The organism is Frankia sp. AiPs1 (assembly GCF_023716945.1).
In the GTDB taxonomy this organism is placed as follows: domain Bacteria; phylum Actinomycetota; class Actinomycetes; order Frankiales; family Frankiaceae; genus Frankia.
Genome location: NZ_JAMQQF010000061.1, coordinates 1 through 20318, shown reverse-complemented (window position 1 = coordinate 20318; position 20318 = coordinate 1). Strand labels below are relative to the sequence as shown.

The following is a 20318-nucleotide window of genomic DNA, read 5'->3' as shown; positions in this document are numbered from 1 at the left end:
CGTCAGCGGCGGCCACGGCGGAGTCGGCCACGGCGGAGTCGGCGGCGGCCACGGCGGAGTCGGCGGCCACACCGGCGGTCGCGGCGGCACCGGGAGCACCACCGGCGCGGTCGCCTCCAGTACCGGCAGCAGTGTCGACGGTTGACCAGCGCCCCCGCCCTGCCGCGTCGGCCCCTCCATCCGGTACGATGCGGATGCACTACGCGGGCGTAGTTCAGAGGCAGAACACGAGCTTCCCAAGCTTGCAACGCGGGTTCGATTCCCGTCGCCCGCTCACTTCGGGGTGATGCCTGCCCGGTGGCTTGCCGGTATGATCTTCTGCCGTCGCTCGACTTCAGTTCGGGGGCTTCACGGGAACGCCTGGATTTCCCATCGACGGCCGCGAATCCCGATCCGGCGCCCGCTGGTCCCAGGCGAAGACCCTATGGTTGTCGTCGTGCGGCGCCGGCGGCCACCGTCAGCGCTGCGGCGCTCATCCCGGCAGCGGTGCGACAGCTCCAACGCACATTCATGGTGACGGTCCTTTTCCTGCGTTCCGGCGCCGTGCCGTCCGAGATGGCCGCTTTCCGCCTCTGCAACCTCGCTCGCGCAAAGACCAGGGCCGAGTGGTACCCATACGTCAGCGCCCTCGTGGGCATGGTGAAATCGACGGTTCGTTGTGGGTCCACTGCCTTTACGTCGGCCGGAGATCAGGTAAGGAGGGACACCGGCGCGAGGGCAGCGTAGGAGACGCGAGCAGCTCCCCCGGGCCGGTCGACCGGTTGGCGTGTTTGAGTCGTAACCCGACGTCTTCGGCTCGCCTTATGGCCTGGTCTGGCGTGGCCTGGTCTGGCGTGGCCTGGTCGGCGCGGTCGCGATCCGGCCGCCTCTGGTGTGGCGCGTGAGACGGACCGTGCACCCGGTGCTGGTGGTGGTCGGACGCGCCGCAGCGGTGGCAGGCGGCCGGCGCATCGGGCCCCGAGCCCGGCCCCGGGCGCGTCGGGAGCGGGACGGGACGCGGGCCGATCGTCGGCGTTGTCGCCGGGTGTCCGCGCCCCGCCGGAATCATCCTGGTCGTCGTGGCGTACCTGCCGGCCGGAGCGGACCTGCCCGGGGAAGGCGCTCGTCGAGACCCTCGATTCTTGACACGCTGAGTAGTAATGAAAACACTCTGCGTAGTCAGTCCGAGGAAGTGGAGTCCAGAATGTCCCTCGTGCGTGAATCACGCACCGCGCTCAGGCGCGGTCTCATCGTCACGGCTGGTGTGGCGACCGTAATAGGTGGACTGAGTACCGGAGCGAATGCGGTTCCTGGCCAGACGTCCACCCAGACCACCATAGCCAACGTCGTGGTCGGTTCGTCCATCACGCTCACCGGCCTCGTGCCGTCGTTCACCCTGACCGGCAACCCGGGCGAGACCGTGTCGACCACGGCGCCGCCCGTCACGTTCACGGTGACGACCAACAACAACGAGGGCTACACGGTGACGGTCGCGCCGGAGACGCCGACCCTGAATCCGACGACACCGGGCAACACCGACACGATTCCGATCGGCGACCTTCAGGTCCGCGAGGGGGGAACCACCGTTTACACCCCGTTGACCTTCGGAACGCCAGTGCCGGTACACACCCAGGCCACGCCCTCCGCCGAGGCGGGTGACACCTTCACAAACGACTATCAGATCACCATTCCGTTCGTGACCCCAGACACCTACTCTGCGGTCCTCGACTACGTCGCCACCACCCTGTAGTAATTCCTCCGAGGCAGCCGGAAACGGCTGTGGGACATAGCTGACTTCGGGCGGCATCGGGTCCCGGATGCCCATAAGGGGAGAGAAGAACATGGCGGTGGGTCGACGATGACCAACCGGCTTCGGCTGGGCGGTTGGGTAATTGCGGTGACCACGTGTCTCGCATTGACGGTAGCACTGGTTGGCCCGGTGTCCACTGCGACTGCGTCGACCCCCGCACCTTCTCCCCCCAAAGCGGACTTCGGACTGAGTGTCAGTCCGACGAGACTGGTGATTCCGCAGGAGCAGCTCGCGAAGGATCAGCACTTCGCGGTGAGTAATCGCGGTCGCCTGCCGCTCGACATCGTGGTCAACAGGGCGGCCTTCACGGCTGGCCGGGACGGGACCCTTCAGTTCAAACGCGACGAGGGCCCGCAGTCGGCGATGAACTGGATAACGGTCAGTCCGGCGGCGTTCCACCTGGAGCCGGGCACCCGCCAGGTGGTCGCCGTGCGAATCGCCGTTCCGCCGCATCCGGAGCCGGGCGATCACCATGTCGCGATGCTGTTCATGGTGCCCGCGCTCAAGGACGGAAAGACGATCCGGCTGAACCGCGGGATCGGTGCTCCGCTCTACATCACGGTGCCGGGCCCGGTGGACGACACGGTCCGGGTCACCTCGCTGCGAACCTCGGGCTTCGCGACGGGCGGACCGATCGACTTCACCGCGACGCTACGGAACACCGGCACAGTGCACCGCGACTTTCGCGGAAAAGGACATCTTAACGTCCGGGTCGACGGGCGGGACGTGGCCTTTCCCGACTTTACCGTGCAGCGCGGGGCGAATCGGGTGGTCACCGCGCGGTGGAACGATCCGCCACGCATGTGCGTCTGTCGGGCGGAGGTCACCGTTCCTGGCTCGAAAGGCACCGTCAGTAGCGCGCGTGCCAGAGTCGTGCTCTTTCCGGTCGGCCAGGCCGCGCTACTTGTCGCCGCTGTCGTCGTCATCCTCCTGCTCGGTGTGTTCATACGCCGGCGCTACCGGGCCCGAATTCTGGCGGAGGCCCGTGCCCTGCGGCGACGGGAGGATTTTGTCGAGCCGCGTCAGGCCGGTGAGACCACCGACAGCGGAAGCACCGACCTCGCTCGGGACCTCCTGAACCCGGAATCCGAGACCCGGGACGACACGCCCGATTCCTAGTCCGCCGACGCTTGTTGCTTTAAGTGATCAAATATAAACTCTGCGTAATGAGCGGTGTGAGAGGAACGAGACGGAGATCTCCGCGGAAGATCGCGACGATCCGCGGTGGGCGTGCATTCAAGGCGCTGGTCATCGGCCTGGTGAGCCTTTTTCTGTCCGGCTCGATTTCGGCTCTCCTGCCGACCGTCGCCTACGCCGCCGGTACCCTTCTGTTCAATCAGCCGTTCCACAACAACACACCGGACGGGCTCGGCTCGGTCGCGCTGCCGTTGCCGCCGGTCAGCGCCACCGGCGGCAACCAGGCGTGTCTGACCGCGAGCGGCAACTCGAACACCGGGGTGCTGCGAAGCTGTACCTCCAGCAACGACGCCCAGGGCGCCGGGAAACTACGCCTGACCGCCAACGCGACCAGCCTGCAGGGCGGGGTCTTCGGCGCGACCAGCGTGCCGACCTCGCAGGGACTGGACGTCACCTTCAACTCGTATCAATACGGCGGTAGCAGCGCCGACGGCATCGCGTTCGTGCTGGCGGCGGTCGATCCGGCCGCTCCGACGGCGCCGGCGCGGATGGGCCAGCTCGGCGGCGGTCTCGGCTACTCGGCCTGGCTCTCGGCCGGCCTCAGCGGGCTGAGCACCGCCTACATGGGAATCGGCCTGGACGTCTTCGGCAACTTCAGCAACACCACGTACCAGGGCTCGGGCTGCACCAATCCGGCGTACATCTCCACCACCGGCGCGCAGGTCAAGGGGCAGGTCGTCGTACGCGGCCCCGGCGCGGGAACAGTCGGATACTGCGCGGTGAACAGCACGGCGACGACAACATCCTCGCCGGTGGTGCCGTTGCACGCCGTCACCCGCGCGGCCTCGGTGGTGCCCGTCGAGGTGGTGGTCAACCCCACCGCGCAGACCATCGTCACGGACTCGGGTGTCTCGGCGACCCCCGGCACCTACAAGGTCGTCTTCACGCCGGTGGGTGGGACGTCGCGGACCCTGACCGGCTCGCTGCCCACCGTGCCGGCCGGGCTGTACCCGTCGTCGAGCTGGACGACGTCGGCCGGCATCCCCCGGCAGTTGGCCTTTGGCTGGGTGGGTTCCACCGGCGGCTCGACCGACTTCCACGAGATCGACAACACCAGGGTGGTGACCTTCAACCCGGTTCCGCAGCTCAACGTCGCCGCGACCAGTTTCACCCAGACCACCCTGGCGCCGGGTGATCCGGTGACCTACAGCGTGACCGCCGGGGTCAGCGCCGGGGCGGACGAGTCCCTGCCCATCGCGGTGACGCAGACGATGCCGGCGGGCGTGGTTCCGGTGGGCGCGTTCGGCTCCGGCTGGGTCTGCCAGGCCCCGAGCGGGCAGACGATCACCTGTACCAACAGCAACGGACCCTTCACCAACGGCACCAGTCTGACCCCGATCACCGTGGTGGCGATCGTCACCGGTGCGAGCGTCACGCCGGCGTTCGTCCGATCGGCGACGACCACCACGGCCTCGGCGACCGACGCGAACCCGGGCTTCGCCGCCACGGCGACCGCGGGAACGATCGCGGCGACACCCACCGGGATCGCGATCTCCCCGACCTCGGGGACGATCTCCGGCGGCGGTGCGGCCACGGTGACCGGGACCAACATCACCGGCGCGACGGCGATCGAGATCGGGACGACCGCCCAGCAGCAGGCGGGTACCCCGGTGGTGCTGCTGCCGTGCCAGTCGGGGCCCGCCGCCGGGTGCTTCACCGTCAACGCGAACGGCTCGCTGGCGATCTCGTCGATGCCCGCCCGGGCCAGTGCGGCGTCGGTGGGGGTCACCGTGGTCACGGTCGGGGTGGCGGGGGTGACGTCGTACGTCTACACGAGCGCACCCGCGACGCCCGTGGCGCCGACCGCCACGGCGGGCATCACCAGCGCCACGGTCACCTGGGTCGCCCCGGCGAGCAACGGCAGCACCATCACCGGCTACGTCGTCACCCCGATCCGTAACGGGGTGGCGCAGACGCCGGTGTCCTTCGACGCCTCGACGACGACCCGCACGCTCACCGGCCTCACCGCCGCCGCCTCGTACACGTTCACGGTCGCGGCCGTGAACGCGGTCGGCACGGGGGCGGCGAGCCCCGCCTCGGCGGCCGTGGTGCCGTACGCCCTGCCGGCCGCGCCGACGATCACGGCGGTCAGCGCGGGGAGCACGTCGGCGAACTTGTCCTGGACCGCGCCGGCCAGCAACGGCAGCGCCATCACCGGGTACGTCGTCACCCCCTACATCGGCGGGGTCGCGCAGACGGCGCAGACCTTTGCGAGCACGGCGACGACGCAGAGCATCACCGGCCTGACCGGTGGGACGACCTACACCTTCCGGGTCGCGGCGATCAACGCGGCCGGGACCGGCCCGCAGTCGGCCGCCTCGTCAGCGGTGACGATCAACGCCTCGCCGAGCCTGGCCCTGCCGCCGCCGCCGCTGGGCGAGGTCGGGGCGGCCTACACTGACCAGTTCACCGTCTCCGGCGGAACCGCCCCGTACGCGTGGTCGATCAGCAGCGGCAGCCTGCCGCCGGGCCTCATCCTCAACGCCGCCACGGGTCTGCTCTCGGGCACGCCGACCACGGCCGGCAGCTTTCCGTTCACCGTCCGGGTGGCGGACGCCAGCGGGCAGGCCGCGACGCAGAGCCTGACGATCTCGATCGCGTCGGCCCCGACGCTCCCCTTCCCGCCACCGCCCGCGGGTGAGGTCGGGGTGACCTACAGCAGTCAACTGACCGTTTCGGGTGGGACGAGCCCGTTCGTCTGGTCGGTCAGCGCGGGTGCGCTGCCGGCGGGGGTCACCCTGAACTCCTCGACGGGCCTGCTGTCGGGTACCCCGACCGCGGCCGGCACCGCGTCGTTCACCGTCCGGGTCGTGGACGCCTTCAGCCAGGCGGTGACGAAGACCGTCAGCCTGGTGATCGCGCCGCTGCCGACCCTGGCGTTCCCGGCCCCCCCGGCCGGGCAGGTGGGTGTGGGCTACAGCGACACCCTCGTGGTCACCGGCGGGACCGCCCCGTTCGTCTGGTCGGTCAGCGCGGGCAGCCTGCCGCCGGGGCTCACCCTGAACGCGTCGACCGGGGTTCTGGCCGGGACGCCGACCACGGCCGGCAGCACCCCGTTCACGGTCCAGGTGAGTGACGCGTTCGGGGTGACCGCCACCCAGGCGGTCACCTTCACGGTCGGCGTCGGACCCATCGTGATCGTGAAGTCCTCGGACGCGACCTCGGCCGCGCCCGGCGGCGTCGTGACCTACGCCGTCACCGCCACCAACACGGGTGCGGCGGCATTCTCGGGCGTGACCTTCACCGACGCCCTGGCCGGGGTGCTCGACGACGCGGTCTACAACGCGGACGCGACCGCCACGACCGGCGCGGTCACCTTCACCAGCCCGAACCTCACCTGGACCGGGAACCTCGCCGCCGGGGCGGCGGTGACCGTCACCTACTCGGTCACGGTGAACGACCCCGACACGGGCAACAAGATCCTGTCCAACGAAGTGACCTCCTCGACGGTGGGGACGACCTGTCCGGTCGGGGGAACGGACCCGCGATGCTCGACCACGGTGACCGTCTCGGTCCTGACGATCACCTCCGCGAGCACCGTGACCACGACCGAACCGGGCCAGGTGGTGGGATTCACCTACACGGCGGTGAACGACGGCCAGACCACCTTCCCCAACGCGACCTTCACCGTGCCGCTCGGCAACCTGCTGGACGACGCGACCTACAACCTGGACGGCGCCACCACGACGGGGACGATCGAGAACGTCGGCGGCGACCTGGTCTGGGCGGGCAGTCTCGCGCCGGGTGCCTCGGTGGTCGTGACCTCCTCGCTCACCGTCAACAATCCCGACACGGGTAACAAGGTCCTGGCGGCCACCATCAGCTCGGCGACGCAGGGCAGCACCTGCCCGGTCGGCAACGCGCTACCCGCCTGTACGTCGACGGTGCCGGTGCTGACGCCGGGCCTGTCCATCACGAACACCGCGGACGTCTCCACCATGACGCCCGGCGGCACCATCACCTACACCGTGTCGCTGGCGAACACGGGGGAGACCGCCTACACCGGCACCACGGTCACCAGCTCGCTGGCCGGGGTGCTCTCCGACGCGACCTACAACGCCGACGCCACCGCGTCCACCGGCACGGTCGCGTACTCCGCACCCAACCTCACCTGGACCGGGAGCCTCGCCGCCGGGGCGAGTGCGACCATCACCTACACCGTCACCGTGCTCGACCCGGATCCCGGCGACAAGCTTCTGATCAACGCCGTCACCTCGCCGGCGATCGGTAGCAACTGCCCGGTCGGCGGCAGCGACCCGGCCTGCACGGCGGTGGTACAGGTGCTGGTGCCGGACCTGACGATCACGAAGACGGCCAGCTCGGCGACGACCACCCCCGGCGGGGTGGTCACCTACACGGTGACGGTGTCGAACACCGGGCCGACCCCGTACACCGGGGCGACGTTCGCCGACTCGTTGACCGGCCTGCTCGACGACGCGACCTACAACGCCGACGTCACCGCCTCGGCGGGCACCGCGAGCTACTCCGCGCCGACGCTGTCCTGGACGGGCAACCTGACGCCCGGCGCGTCGGCGACGATCGTCTACTCGGTCACCACAGGCAATCCCGTCACCGGCGACGCCATCCTGACCAACACGATCGCGTCGTCCACCCTCGGGAACAACTGCCCGACGGGTGGAACGGACTCGCGTTGCACGACGTCGGTGCCGGTGTCCCAGCTGATTCTTGCGCAGAGTTACGACGTGGCGGCGGCGACGCCGGGCCAGTCGATTCGGCTGACCGCGACCTTCACGAACACCGGTAGCACGCCCTACACCGGGATCACCGTCACCAGCTCCACCGCCGGGACCGTCGACGATGCCATCCCCACCGGTGACCAGACGGCATCTTCCGGCACGCTGGAACTCGGGGCCGGGGGGATCACCTGGTTTGGTGACATCCCGGTAGGGGGAGTCGTGACCGTCACCGGCACGCTGACGGTCAGAAATCCCGACACCGGCAATAAGATCATCACTGGGGTGTTGGTATCTGCGGCTTCCGGGAACAACTGCCCGTCGGGTGGCAGCGATCCGCGGTGCACGGCCACGGTGAACGTGGTCGTTCCCGACCTGACCATCACGACATCGGCGAATGCCGGGGCCGTGCAGCCGGGAGACACCGTCGACTACACGGTGACCGTGACGAACAGCGGCCAGACCCCCTACACCGGTGTCACAGTGGCCAACGCCCTGGCCGGTCTGCTCGACGACGCTGTCTACAACGGTGATGTGTCGGCCTCCTCGGGCGCGGCGACCTACACGGCACCGACGATCTCCTGGACCGGAGACGTGGCCGTGGGCGCGGTCGTCACCATTACCTTCTCCGCGACCGTGCTCAATCCCGATCCGGGCGACAAGATAATTGCCAGCACTGTCAGTTCGGATGCTGTCGGGAGTAACTGCCTGCCGGCCAGCGGAAATCCGGCCTGCTCCTCGACCGTCGCCGTCCTCACCCCGGCACTGACGATCATCCGGACGGCCAGCAGCAGCACCGCGGTGCCGGGCCAGACCATCACTTACACGGTCACGGTGGCGAACACCGGCCAGACGGTCTACCCGGCGGCCACCATCAGCACCTCGCTGGTCAGCGTCCTCGACGACGCGGTCTACAACAACGACGCCACGGCGTCGACGGGCACGGTGTCCTTCAGCACCCCGACCCTGACGTGGACCGGCAGTCTCAACCCGACCGCGGTGGCGACGATCACCTACAGCGTGACGGTGAAGAATCCGGACCCGGGCGATCAGTCGTTGACGAGTACGGCGGTCTCGACGACACCGGGTTCCAACTGCCCGTCGGGTGGCTCGGACCCGCGGTGCACCGTCGTGGTGATGATTGTGCCGTCGGCGCTCCTGACGTTCACGAAGACCTCGGCGGCGCCCTCGGTGGCCGCGGGCGGGACGGTGCTTTACACGATCACGGTCGCGAACGCCGGGGCCACGCCGTACCTGGGGGCGACGTTCACCGATAACCTGACCGACGTCCTCACCGACGCCACCTACAACGCCAACGCGGCCGCGTCTGCCGGCGTTGTGAGCTACGCCGCGCCGGTGCTGTCCTGGACCGGCGACGTTCCCGCCTCCGGGGCGGTCACCATCACCTATTCCGTCGGGGTGACCGGCCCGGGTACGGGGAACGACATTCTGGTCGACAGTGTGGTGTCGCCGTCCTTGGGAGGCAACTGTCCGGCCGCGAGCACCGACCCGCGGTGCACGGCCACGGTCACCGTCAGCGCTCTGACGATCACCCAGACCGCGAATGTGACCTCGACGACCCCCGGCGGGATAGTCACCTTCACCGCCACACTCGTCAATACGGGACAGACTCCCTACGTCGGGATCACGCTCGAGGGGATCGGCGACGATGTCGTGGACGACGCCGTAGCCTATGGCGGCCAGACTGCGAGTTCGGGAACATTCGCCCTCAGTGGGAACGGGTTGGTGTGGAACGGCAGCATTCCGGTCGGTGGAACCGTGACCATCACCGGAAGTGCTCAGGTCAATGACCCGGATACCGGCGACAAGGTTCTGAAAACTGTTAGCGTCTCAAACGCACCGGGCAGCAACTGCCCGACCGGCAGCACCGATCCGGCCTGTTTCGTAAGTGTGCCGGTGTTGACTCCCGGGTTGACGATGACAACCTCCGCGAATGTCACCGTGACGGTTCCGGGCGGTGTCGTGGCCTACACCGTCACCATCACCAACAGTGGTGAAACGCCCTACACCGCGGCGACCGTCACGAACGACCTCGGCGGCGCCCTGGACGACGCCGTCTACAACGGGAACGTCACCGCCTCGGCCGGGACGGCCACCTTCGCCGCCCAGACGATCACCTGGTCCGGTGATCTCGGTGTCAATGACGTTGTGACCGTGACCTTCTCGATGACCGTGCGCAACCCCGATCCGGGTGACAAGATCCTTGTCAATGTCCTGGCCTCGACCGACGTGGGCAGTTCCTGCCTGCCGGCCAGCGGGAGCGCGGGCTGCACCCACAACGTGGTCGTCCTCAGCCCGGCGCTGACGATCGCGAAGTCGGCCAGCGCGGCGACGACGGTGCCCGGCGGCACGGTCACCTTCACCATCGCGGTGACGAACTCGGGGCAGGTTCCCTACTCGGGTGCCGTGGTCAGCGACGCGCTGACCGGGGTGCTCGACGACGCCACCTACAACAACGACGCGGCCGCGACCGTGGGCACCGTCGGTTTCGCCAGCCCGACGCTCACCTGGACCGGAAACCTGAACCCGGGCAGCTCGGCCACGATCACCTATTCGGTCACCGTGCTGAATCCGGATACCGGCGATGCCGAACTCGCCAACTCCGTCAGCTCCACGGTGGCGGGCAACAACTGCGCCACCGGGAGCACGGACTCGCGGTGCTCCGCCTCGGTGCTGGTCGCTGAACTCACCATGATGGCCGCGACGAACGTGTCGACGGCGATCCCGGGCGAGATCATCTTTTTCACGGCGACCATCACCAACTCCGGTCGCACCTCCTACACGAATGCCGTGGTGAACGCCGGCCTCACCGGCGGGACGGATGACGCAACCTACAACGGCGACGCGACCGTCACCTCGGGGGCCATTCATCTGGACATTCCCAATGGGCAACTGGTCTGGACCGGAGACCTAGCGCCCGGGCAGTCCGCGACGATCACCGCGTCGCTGACGGTGAACAATCCCGATCTGGGGGACAAGGCGATGACTGCTTCCGTGTCGTCTGACGTTGCCGGGAGCAACTGTCCGCTCGGAAATTCGAATCCAAGCTGTTCGGCGTCGGTCCTAATCCTCACCCCGGGACTCGGCATCGTGAAGACGGCGGACGCGACGACCACGACTCCAGGTGGCACCGTCACCTACACGATCACCGTGACGAACGACGGGGAGTCCGCCTACCAGGGCGCCTCGGTGAGCGACAACCTCACCGGCCTGCTCGCCGACGCGGTCTACAACGCCGACGCGAGTGCCACGAGTGGAACGGTGACGTACGCGGCACCGACGGTGACCTGGACGGGTGACCTGGCGATCGGCGCGAGCGTGACGATCAGCTATTCGGTCACGGTCAACAACCCTGACCTCGGCGACCGAGTGTTGATCAACACCGTGACCTCGCCCGCGATCGGGAGCACCTGCCCGACCGCAGGCAGCGGCGGCGCCGGCTGTCGGGTCGTGGTTCCCGTGCTCATCCCAGCCCTCACGATCACCAAGGCCGCCGCGACCGGCACCGGTAACGCGACCGTCGTCGCGGGCAGCGCGATCAGCTACACGGTCACCGTGGCGAACACCGGGCAGACCCCCTACGCGGGCGCCTCGTTCACTGATGATCTCGCCGACGTGCTCGACGACGCGGCCTACAACGGCGACGCCGCGGCCAGCACGGGCACCGTCGCGTTCACCTCGCCCGACCTGACCTGGACCGGAAACCTCGCCCCCGGGGCGACGGCGACCATCACCTATTCGGTGACCACGGCCCTGCCGGCCAACGGCGACCACGTCGCGATCAACGCGGTCGCCTCGACCACCGCCGGGTCCACCTGCCTGACCGGCAGTGCCGACGCCGCCTGCACGACGACCACCGCGGTCCTGGTGCCGGCCCTGACGATCATCAAGACCGCCGACCAGACGGCGGCCGTCGTCGGCTCGACCGTCCAGTACACGATCACCGCGACGAACAACGGGCAGGCCGCCTACACCGGCGCGACCATCACCGACAGCCTGGCGTCGGTCGTGAACAACGCGATGTACAACGCCGACGCCACGGCCACCAACGGCACGGTCGCCTACACCGCGCCCACGCTCACCTGGACCGGGAATCTCGCGGTCGGCGCCGGGGTGACCATCACCTACTCGGTGACGGTCGACGATGCCGCGACCGCGGGCGCGGACCTGGTGAACCGGGTCGCGTCCACGGCGGCCGGCAGCACCTGCACCGGCACCGGCACGGAACCGGCCTGCACGATCGCGACGGCCATCACCGCCCAGAGCCTGGCCCTGACCGATCTCACCCCCGCCTTCACCCTCACCGGCGAGCCGAACAGTTCCGTCGTTCAGAACGGGGCGGTGACCATGACCGTCACCACGAACAGCACGGACGGATACACGGTGGCGGTCCAGGCGACGTCGCCGACCCTGACGGGGCAAACGGCCGGCAACGGCGATTCCATTCCGGTGAGCTCCCTGCTGGTCCGGGAGTCCGGGACGTCGGCCTTCCAACCGTTGTCGGACACGGCGGCGGTCCCGGTCCGCTCCCAGGGACAACCGTCGGCCCCGGGCGGGGACGCGGTCAGCAACGACTATGCGATCGATGTTCCCTTCGTTGCCTCCGACACGTACTCCACCACGCTCGACTACATAGCGGCGAGTCAATGAGGGATAGCGGCGAGTCCATGTGCGATGGCGGCGACCTGATATCCGGAATGAGACGAGACCGGAAAGAGATGAGATGAGCATCTTCCGTTTCGGGCGCGTGCGCGGGCGGCTTCTGCTGGCCGCCGCCCTGCTCGGCAGCCCCCTCGTCGTGGCCGGTACGTTCGCGGCCCCGCCCGGCGCCCTCGCCGACGAGGCGCCGTCGCCGGAGCACAGGGACGAGGCGCCCGCCGATCTCTCGATCGCGATCGACGATGGTCACACCGATGTCGATGCGGGCGACCGTCTCGCCTACACGATCAGGATCCGTAACATCGGCACGGCCGATGCGACCGATCTTCTGGTCACCCAGACTCTCCCCGCCGGCGCCCGGTTCGGCTCGGCTGATCGGGGCGGGGTGTTCAGGGACGGCACGGTCACCTGGCGGACCGGCCTGCGCTCCGGTCGGGATACCGTGTTCGGCGTTCGGGCGGAGGTGACGAAGCCACCGCCCGGCCTGCTCCGCCTCGCCGCGGTCGTCTGCGTGGCCGCGCACGCCGACAGCAGGCCGATCGTCTGCGCGGCCGATTCGGACCGGTTGCCCGCCGGCGGCGGTGCCGCGGGCTCCGCGGGCGGGGGCAGTCGTGGCGGGGCCGGCCTGCCTGGCTGGCTCCTGGCGCTGTGCGCGTCCTTGGCCGCCGCGCTCGCACTCAGCGCGGGTCTGCTCCTGCGCTACCGACGGTCGCCGCGGCACCGCCGGTCGCCTGGTCGAGAGGGGCGGGCCCACCGGGCGGATCACCTGGTGGCGGTAACCGGCGCTGGGCCGGACCGGGATCCCCATGGCGTTGCGGACCAGGAGGCCGGCCCCAGCAGCCCCGATGAGACCGTCCGGGTGTAGGGCGATCCAGAGCCCCCGTCGCGAGTATCAGCCCATTCTGAGCACTCGTTCACCGCGGATCTACTGTGGGCGCTCGGCTTGAGCGGCTGACCGCGGACGGGGGCAGGTGGCGGGAGAGCAGGCGGTTCGGGGACATCGGCGAGGGGCCCTCCCGCGAGTGGCCGGGGCGCCGCGGTTTCTCGTCGCCGGCGCGTTCGTGCTCGACTGCCTCGTCAGGACGCCGCGGTTGCCGGGGTGGGGCGAGGACGTGCGGGCCGAGGCGATGCGGACCGTGCCCGGTGGAAAGGCGCTCAACCAGGCGGTGACCCTGGCCCGGCTCGGCCTGCCGGTGGCCGCGGTGGGGGCGGTGGCGAGCCGCGGCGCGGTGGGGGCGCGGGGCCCGCCCCCGGCCGCCTCGGCGTGGCTGACCAGCGCGGACGGCACGCAGCACCTGGACCGCCAGCCGGACGTGCGGCTGTTCCCGTCGACCGGTCCAGCGGCGGCGCGGGACGTCCTGCGGGTCGAGCCGGACCGGCGCTTCCAGGTCCTGACGGGAATCGGTGCCGCCCTGACCGACTCCTCCGCCTACCTGATCGACACCAGGCTGTCGGCGCGCGCCCGCGGCAGGTTGATGCGTGCGCTGTTCGACCGGGACGCCGGCGCCGGGCTGAGCTTCCTGCGCCAGCCGATCGGCGCCAGCGACTTCTCCCGCGCCGCGGTCACCTACGACGACGTTCCCGCGGGCCGCAGTGACCCACGGCTGCGGCAGTTCAGCGTCGCCCGGGACGAGCAGCACCTGCTGCCGCTGCTGCGCCGGGCTCGCGAGCTCAACCCGGACCTGCGGGTGATGGCGACGCCCTGGACCGCACCGGCCTGGATGCGCACCGGCGGCACGCTGTCCGGGTCCTCCGGCGGCCCCCTGCGGCCCGAGTACACCGCCGCCTTCGCCGCCTACCTGGCCGCCTACGCCCGTGCCTACGCCGACTCCGGCGTGCCGATCGACCTGATCTCGCCGCTGAACGAACCGCTGGCGCCGCCCGGCAACCATCCGGCCATGCCGATGACGGCGCAGCAGGAGGCGGCGGTGATCGCCGCGCTCGGTCCGGCGCTGCGCGCGGCCGGGCTGAGCACCCGGATAGCGGTCTCCGATCAGAACTGGGACTTCGGCTCCTACGCCCTGCAGGTGCTCAGCGACCCCGCGGCGGCGCCGTGGATCGCCGGGGTCGCCTCCCACTGCTACGGCGGGGACCCCTCCGCCCAGGCGGTGCTGCGCGGCCAGGCGCCGAACCTCGCCCAGTACGTCACCGAGTGCTCCAGCGGATCCTGGTCGAAGGGCTTCGGCGACAGCCTGCGCTGGAGTGCGCAGAACATGGTCATCGGCGCGACGCGCAACGGCGCCGCGACCGTCGCCTACTGGAACGTGGCCCTCGACGAGACCGGCGGGCCCAAGCTCGGCGGCTGCCCGAGCTGTCGCGGCCTGGTCACGATCGACGGGCGCACCGGAAACGTGGCGTACAGCCCCGAGTACTACGCGCTCGGGCAACTCGCCAAGGTCGCCGAGCCCGGTGCGGTCCGGGTGGACACGTCCTCGCCCGGCGCCGGCGGGCTGGAGAACGTCGCCTTCGTGAACCCGGACGGCTCGCGCGCACTGGTCGCCTACAACCCGGGGGCGGCGCCGGCGGCGGTCACCGTCGACGACGGCCGGGTGTCGTTCACCGCGCGGGTCCCGGCCGGCGCCATGGCCTCGTTCACCTGGCCGGGCCGCCGCCTCGCGGCCACGTCCTCGCCCACCCTCGCCGCGGCCTCGCCCCTCGCTGCCGAATCGCTCCCTGCCTCGGGATCGCTCCCCGGCTCCGGGCATCCCGGTCCCGGTGGTGAGTTCGACGGCGCGCAGAACCGCATCCGGGTGATGCCGCTGGGGGACTCGCTCGTCGACGGTTTCGTGACCAGCGGCGGCTGGCGAACCCAACTGTGGCACCGGCTGGTGCAGAACGACGGCGAGCCGGTCGTGTTCGTGGGCTCCCAGCGCGGTGGCCCACCCGATCTGGGCGACCAGCGGGAGGAAGGCCATCCCGGCTGGCGACTCGACGCGCTGCAACGCCAGGCCGCCGCCTGGGTCGGCTCGGCCCGGCCCGACGTCGTCCTGCTCATGGCCGGCACGAACGACATCAACGAGGGGGCCAGCGCCGAGCAGGCCACCGCCCGGCTCGACGCGCTGCTGCGCACGATCCTCGCCGCCCGCCCCGGCGTCACCGTGCTGGTGTCCACCCTCGTCCCGATGCTCAACGGCCACGACGCCACCTGGGCAGCCTTCAACGCGGCGATCCCCGGCGTCGTCGCCGCCAGCCGGGCCGTCGGCGCGAACGTCTCGGCCGTGGACCTGTCCTCGGTGGTCGGTGCCGACCACTACGTCGACGGGCTACATCCCGATCAGGCCGGCTACAACGCGCTCGGCGACGCCTGGTACGCCGCCATCACGCCGGTCGTTCGCCGCCTGCGCGCCACTGCCGCCGCCGCGCCGGGACCCCGCATGTCGGCCTCGACGGTCGCGGTGAGTGCCTGCTGCACCGACACCGCGCCCGCCCTCGCCGCCGACGGTCTGCCCGGCACCCGCTGGACCAGCGGCTACCCGCAGGAACCGGGAATGTGGCTGCAGGCCGACCTGCGCGCCCCGACGCAGGTCAGCGGCGTGGACATCGACACCGGCCCCAGCGTCGGCGACGAGCCGCGGGGGTACGCGGTGCGCGTCTCCCTCGACGGGACCACCTGGCGGACGGTCGTGACCCGCGGCGACGATGGTCCGCGGGCCGCCGTCGCCTTCCCGGCGGTCGCCGCCCGCTACGTCCGGGTGCAACTGACCGTTGCCGTGAGCGACCACTGGTGGTCGGTGGCCGATCTCACCGTCCACCCCGCGCCCTGATCCCCGCGGCTGGTCTCCGCGTCCTGATCCCCGCGCCCTGATCCCCGCGCCCTGATCCCCGCATCCTGGTCCCGCGGCCCTGACCCCACGCGCCCGCCCGGGCGGGGGAGCGCCGCCTCGGACCCGCGAATGTGGGCCATGTCATCTGGCGATGTTCGAGCCGTGTCCTATGGTGCCGTGGTGATGCCGCCCTCAAATTCGGATCAGACGGCCGCGCCCCCGCCCCCGCCAGAGGAGGAGACGACCGCCACGACACCGCGGACCGACGCCACGCCCGCAGGCCCGCGGGTCGGTGCCAGTTCGGCCGTCCCGTCGGGTCGGGAGCGCCGCCATCCGCCGCCGGAGCAGATCCGCGGCGCGGTCGTCGCCCGCCGCGGGCAGGTCGAACGCTCCACGACCGACCAGCGGCTGCTCGACACCCGCAGCCCGTCGGGCTTCGTCCACGGCGACCCGTGGCGGGTCATGCGCATCCAGAGCGAGTTCGTCGAGGGCTTCGGGCTGCTCGCGGAGCTGCCGCGGGCCGTGACGGTCTTCGGCTCGGCGCGCATCGCCGCGGACGACCCGATCTACGCCCAGGGGCGCCGCCTCGGCGCCGCGCTCGCCGAGGCCGGCTTCGCCGTGATCACCGGCGGGGGGCCGGGGGTGATGGAGGCGGTCAACCGCGGTGCCCAGGAGGCAGGTGGGCTGTCGGTCGGGCTCGGCATCGAACTGCCGTTCGAGCAGCGGCTCAACGACTGGGTCGACCTGGGCGTCAGCTTCCGGTACTTCTTCGTGCGCAAGACGATGTTCGTCAAGTACGCCGAGGCGTTCGTGATTCTGCCCGGCGGGGTCGGCACGCTCGACGAGCTCTTCGAGGCGCTCACCCTCGTCCAGACCGGCAAGGTCACCCGGTTCCCGGTGGTCCTCATCGGGTCGCAGTACTGGTCCGGTCTGGTGGAGTGGCTGCGTTCCACCGTCCTGCCGGCCGGTCTGATCAAGGAACCAGACCTGAACATCCTGGCGATAACCGACGACGTCGACGAGGCGGTGCGCATCATCGTGCAGGGGACGGCCGGGCACGCCGAGTCGCCCCGTCCGGAGGTGCCCGAACCGTGAACATCTGCGTCTACTGCGCGTCCTCGGCCGCGATCGACGCCGCCCACGTGGAGCTGGCGGCCCGGACCGGGGCGGAGCTCGCCCGGCGCGGCCACACCCTGGTATCCGGCGGCGGCTCGGTGTCGTGCATGGGGGCGGTGGCCCGGGCGGCGCGGGCCGGCGGCGCTCGCACCATCGGGGTGATCCCACGCGCGCTGGTGGCGCTGGAGGTCAGCGACACCGACGCGGACGAACTGATCGTCACGGACACGATGCGCGAGCGCAAGGCGCTGATGGACGCCCGCGCCGACGGCTTCCTCGCGCTGCCCGGCGGGCTGGGCACGTTGGAGGAGCTGCTGGAGATCTGGGTGGCCCGGGTGCTGAGCCTGCACACCAAGCCCGTGGTCGTCCTCGATCCCGGCGGGGTCTTCGGTCACCTGCGGCAGCTCGTCGACGAGCTCGTCGAGGGTGGGTTCGTCCGGCCGGCCGCTCGCGACGCGCTGATCTGGACCGCCGACCTGGACGAGGCCCTCGACCGGCTGGAGGCCGCCGCGCCGGCGGGCGCTGTGCCATCGGACGCTGTGCCATCGGGCGCCGTGCCGCCGGGCGCCGTGCCCGCGGGCGCCGGTGTCGCCCCGCTGCAGCCGACCGACCGGGAGATCATCGAAGGCGACTGACAGCCGCGGCGTCCCTTCCTCGCGTCGTCAGGCCGCCCAGCCGGCCCGCGGAGTTTCCTTGCCCTTTGGGAGGGTTTCGTGTCCGTTTCGCCCCTCCTGAAAGGCAAGGAAGTGAGGAAGCGCCGGGGGCTGGGGCTGGGTCTGGGGCCGGTGGGGAGTCGGGGCGAGTCGGGGCGAGGCGGGGGTCAGACGACGCCGCGGCGGGCGACGGCGAGGTCAGCGTCCCCGCGGATCGCCGCGGCCATCCGCAGCGTGCGCAGCGTCGCGACGACCTGGTGGGCGCGGAAGACCCGAGCGCCGAGCCAGGCGCTGATCGCTGTCGCGGCGAGGGTTCCTTCCAGGCGTTCGTCGACCCCGGTGTCCAGGGCCTCCCCGACGAAGTCCTTGTTCGACATGGCGACCAGCACCGGCCACCCGGTGGCCGCCAGCTCCGGCAGCCGCCGGGTGGCCTCCAGCGAGTGCCGGCTGTTCTTGCCGAAGTCGTGACCCGGGTCGATGAGCACCGCGTCGGCGCGCACCCCCAGCGCCACGGCGCGTTCGGCGAGCCCCACGGTGGTGGTGACGATGTCGGCGACGACGTCGTCGTAGGTCATCCGGTGCGGCCGCGTCCGGGGCGGCAGGTGCCCGGCGTGGGTGCAGACCAGGCCGGTGCCGAACTCGGCGGCGACCTCGGCGAGCTGCGGATCCACCCCGCCCCAGGCATCGTTGAGCAGGTCGGCGCCCTCCCCGGCGACCACTCGGCCGACCGTCGCCCGCCAGGTGTCGACGCTGATCACCAGGTCGGGATGGCGCGCGCGGACCGCGGCGACGAAACCGCCGACCCGGCGAAGCTCCTCGGCCGGGCTCACCTCGCCGCCGGGGGCGGCTTTGACCCCACCGATGTCGACGATCCCCGCCCCGTCGCCGACGGCGCGGTCGACGGCGTCGAGCGCCGCGGCCTGTCCGTAGGTCGCGCCGCGGTCGAAGAACGAGTCGGGCGTGCGGTTGACGATGGCCATGACCACCAGCTCCGACGGTCCGAACACCCGCCGGCCCAGCCGCAGCGGCGACGCGGTGGTCGAGGTGGCGCTCGACACGGCGGTCGGCGCAGCGGTCGAGGTGGCGGTTCGGGGGGCGGTCGGGGAACCGATCGGGGAGTGGGGCGTCAGGGCGGTCGTCTCGGCGGGGTCGGCGTCCACCCGGCCAGACTGCCAGATCGGGCGGGGTGACCAGGGTGACCGGGGCATGGCACGATCGACCCGTGGTGCTCGTCGTCGAGATCGTGATCGTGGCCGCTGTCGTGTTCGCCGTGGCCGCGCTGGCCGTCGGCCGCTTCGACCGGCTTGCCCCCGCGCCGCCCGACGGCGCCTCCGTCGGCCTGCCCGCCGGCACGGTGGCGGCCGGCGACGTCGCCCGACTGCGCTTCGCGATGGCGCCGCGCGGCTACCGGATGGCCGAGGTCGACGCCGTCCTACTGCGCCTGGCCGAGGAGCTGGCCTGGCGCGACGAGGAACTGGCCCGGCGCGACGACGAACTTGTCCGATTGGCGACCTTCGCGCGCATCGGCCCCGAGTCGTCGGTGCAGGAGCACCCCGTTGTGCCGCTGGACAAGCCGCAGGACTGACCGGGCCGCGTCCCGCGGGTCTCGACATCCCGTTGCGGGACGGTCGATCTGGGCCACGCGAGACTGACCGCGGGCGCGCCCGTCGACACCGGACACCCACCGTCCGATGCCGGCGCCGCCGACCGTTGTGATGCCGCGGGGAGACGTGTTTCGGTTTGCGGTCCGGTCTACGGGATAATCGTCGCCAGACGCAGGTCCGACGGCAGGAAGAGGTGCACCGATGGCGGCCATGAAGCCGCGGACGGGTGACGGTCCGCTCGAGGTGACCAAGGAGGGGCGCGGCATCGTCATGCGTGTCCCGCTGGAGGGGGGCGGTCGGCTCGTTGTGGAACTCACCGCCGACGAGGCGAGCGCGCTGGGGGACGCCCTCAAGACCGCGGTCAGCTAGCTGTCGATGCGTACCGGCGCCGGCGGCCGACCCGCGTTGGGCGGGACCGGGCGGCCCGACGGCCGAGGGCGGCGGCGATGAGGCGGCGGCGATGAGGGAGGGTCACATGACCATGGACGGATCCGCGTCGAATCCGGTGCTCGATGCTCTCATCGGGTCGCCGCCGGAGATCACACTCCGGTCCGGCAGCGCCATCGACGCGGCGGCCTCCGTCGTCGCCGTCGTGCTGGCAGCGGGGGAGGACGGGCCGGTCTTCGCGGCGGCCGCCCGGGGCGCGGGCGCCGATCTCGGGGTCGACCTCGACCGACTGGTCGAGACCGAGTCCCTGCGCGGTGACGCCGGTTCCGCGCTGGTCGTCCCGCTCACCGGCGCGCAGCGTTCGATCACCCGGCTGCTCGTGGTGGGAGTCGGCGCCGGTGAGCCGGGGGACTGGCGGGCCGCCGGCGCCGCCG

The 20318-nt window shown here is 70.9% G+C and carries 10 protein-coding genes, 1 tRNA gene and 1 pseudogene; 11 read left to right on the top strand and 1 reads right to left on the bottom strand.

Annotation, left to right across the window (positions count from 1 at the left end):
- Nucleotides 1–203: 203 nt before the first annotated feature.
- The 8 genes from ND748_RS09195 (at nucleotide 204) to ND748_RS09160 (ending at nucleotide 17875) form a co-directional block, all read left to right on the top strand.
- Nucleotides 204–274: transfer RNA gene (locus ND748_RS09195), tRNA-Gly, on the top strand.
- A gap of 969 nt (nucleotides 275–1243) precedes the next feature.
- Nucleotides 1244–1729 carry a hypothetical protein gene (locus tag ND748_RS09190; RefSeq protein WP_251745243.1) on the top strand — a complete coding sequence of 162 codons (486 nt, stop codon included), beginning with the start codon at nucleotides 1244–1246 and terminating at the stop codon, nucleotides 1727–1729.
- 108 nt (nucleotides 1730–1837) lie between these two features.
- The gene (locus tag ND748_RS09185; protein WP_251745242.1) at nucleotides 1838–2908 is read left to right on the top strand and encodes a hypothetical protein; all 1071 of its coding nucleotides are present in this window, start codon (nucleotides 1838–1840) and stop codon (nucleotides 2906–2908) included.
- 47 nt (nucleotides 2909–2955) lie between these two features.
- Nucleotides 2956–12351 carry a putative Ig domain-containing protein gene (locus ND748_RS09180; protein WP_374215879.1) on the top strand — a complete coding sequence of 3132 codons (9396 nt, stop codon included), beginning with the start codon at nucleotides 2956–2958 and terminating at the stop codon, nucleotides 12349–12351.
- A 73-nt stretch (nucleotides 12352–12424) separates the two neighbouring features.
- Nucleotides 12425–13225, top strand: a complete 801-nt coding sequence (locus ND748_RS09175; protein ID WP_251745240.1) for a DUF11 domain-containing protein — start codon at nucleotides 12425–12427, stop codon at nucleotides 13223–13225.
- Between the two features lie 157 nt (nucleotides 13226–13382).
- Nucleotides 13383–16124: a PfkB family carbohydrate kinase gene (locus ND748_RS34575; RefSeq protein ID WP_251745239.1), complete on the top strand. Its 2742-nt coding sequence runs from the start codon at nucleotides 13383–13385 to the stop codon at nucleotides 16122–16124.
- A 162-nt stretch (nucleotides 16125–16286) separates the two neighbouring features.
- On the top strand, nucleotides 16287–17219 hold the full coding sequence (locus ND748_RS09165; RefSeq protein WP_251745238.1) for a TIGR00730 family Rossman fold protein: 933 nt from the start codon (nucleotides 16287–16289) through the stop codon (nucleotides 17217–17219).
- Nucleotides 17216–17875 carry a TIGR00730 family Rossman fold protein gene (locus tag ND748_RS09160; protein ID WP_251745237.1) on the top strand — a complete coding sequence of 220 codons (660 nt, stop codon included), beginning with the start codon at nucleotides 17216–17218 and terminating at the stop codon, nucleotides 17873–17875. The genes ND748_RS09165 and ND748_RS09160 overlap by 4 nt, the downstream gene beginning before the upstream one ends.
- A gap of 185 nt (nucleotides 17876–18060) precedes the next feature.
- Here ND748_RS09160 and folP read toward each other — a convergent pair whose 3' ends face one another.
- Nucleotides 18061–18873 (bottom strand): dihydropteroate synthase, encoded by an 813-nt coding sequence (folP, locus tag ND748_RS09155; protein ID WP_374215880.1) that lies wholly within the window; start codon nucleotides 18871–18873, stop codon nucleotides 18061–18063.
- 242 nt (nucleotides 18874–19115) lie between these two features.
- On the opposite strand from folP, the gene ND748_RS09150 reads away from it, so the two are divergent.
- From ND748_RS09150 to ND748_RS09140, 3 genes and pseudogenes are all read left to right on the top strand, one after another.
- The gene (locus tag ND748_RS09150; protein WP_251745235.1) at nucleotides 19116–19478 is read left to right on the top strand and encodes a DivIVA domain-containing protein; all 363 of its coding nucleotides are present in this window, start codon (nucleotides 19116–19118) and stop codon (nucleotides 19476–19478) included.
- 220 nt (nucleotides 19479–19698) lie between these two features.
- Complete coding sequence (locus tag ND748_RS09145) at nucleotides 19699–19866, top strand: DUF3117 domain-containing protein (RefSeq protein ID WP_011438211.1); 168 nt, start codon at nucleotides 19699–19701, stop codon at nucleotides 19864–19866.
- 106 nt (nucleotides 19867–19972) lie between these two features.
- Nucleotides 19973–20318, top strand: a pseudogene (locus tag ND748_RS09140) (leucyl aminopeptidase); the annotation flags it as partial.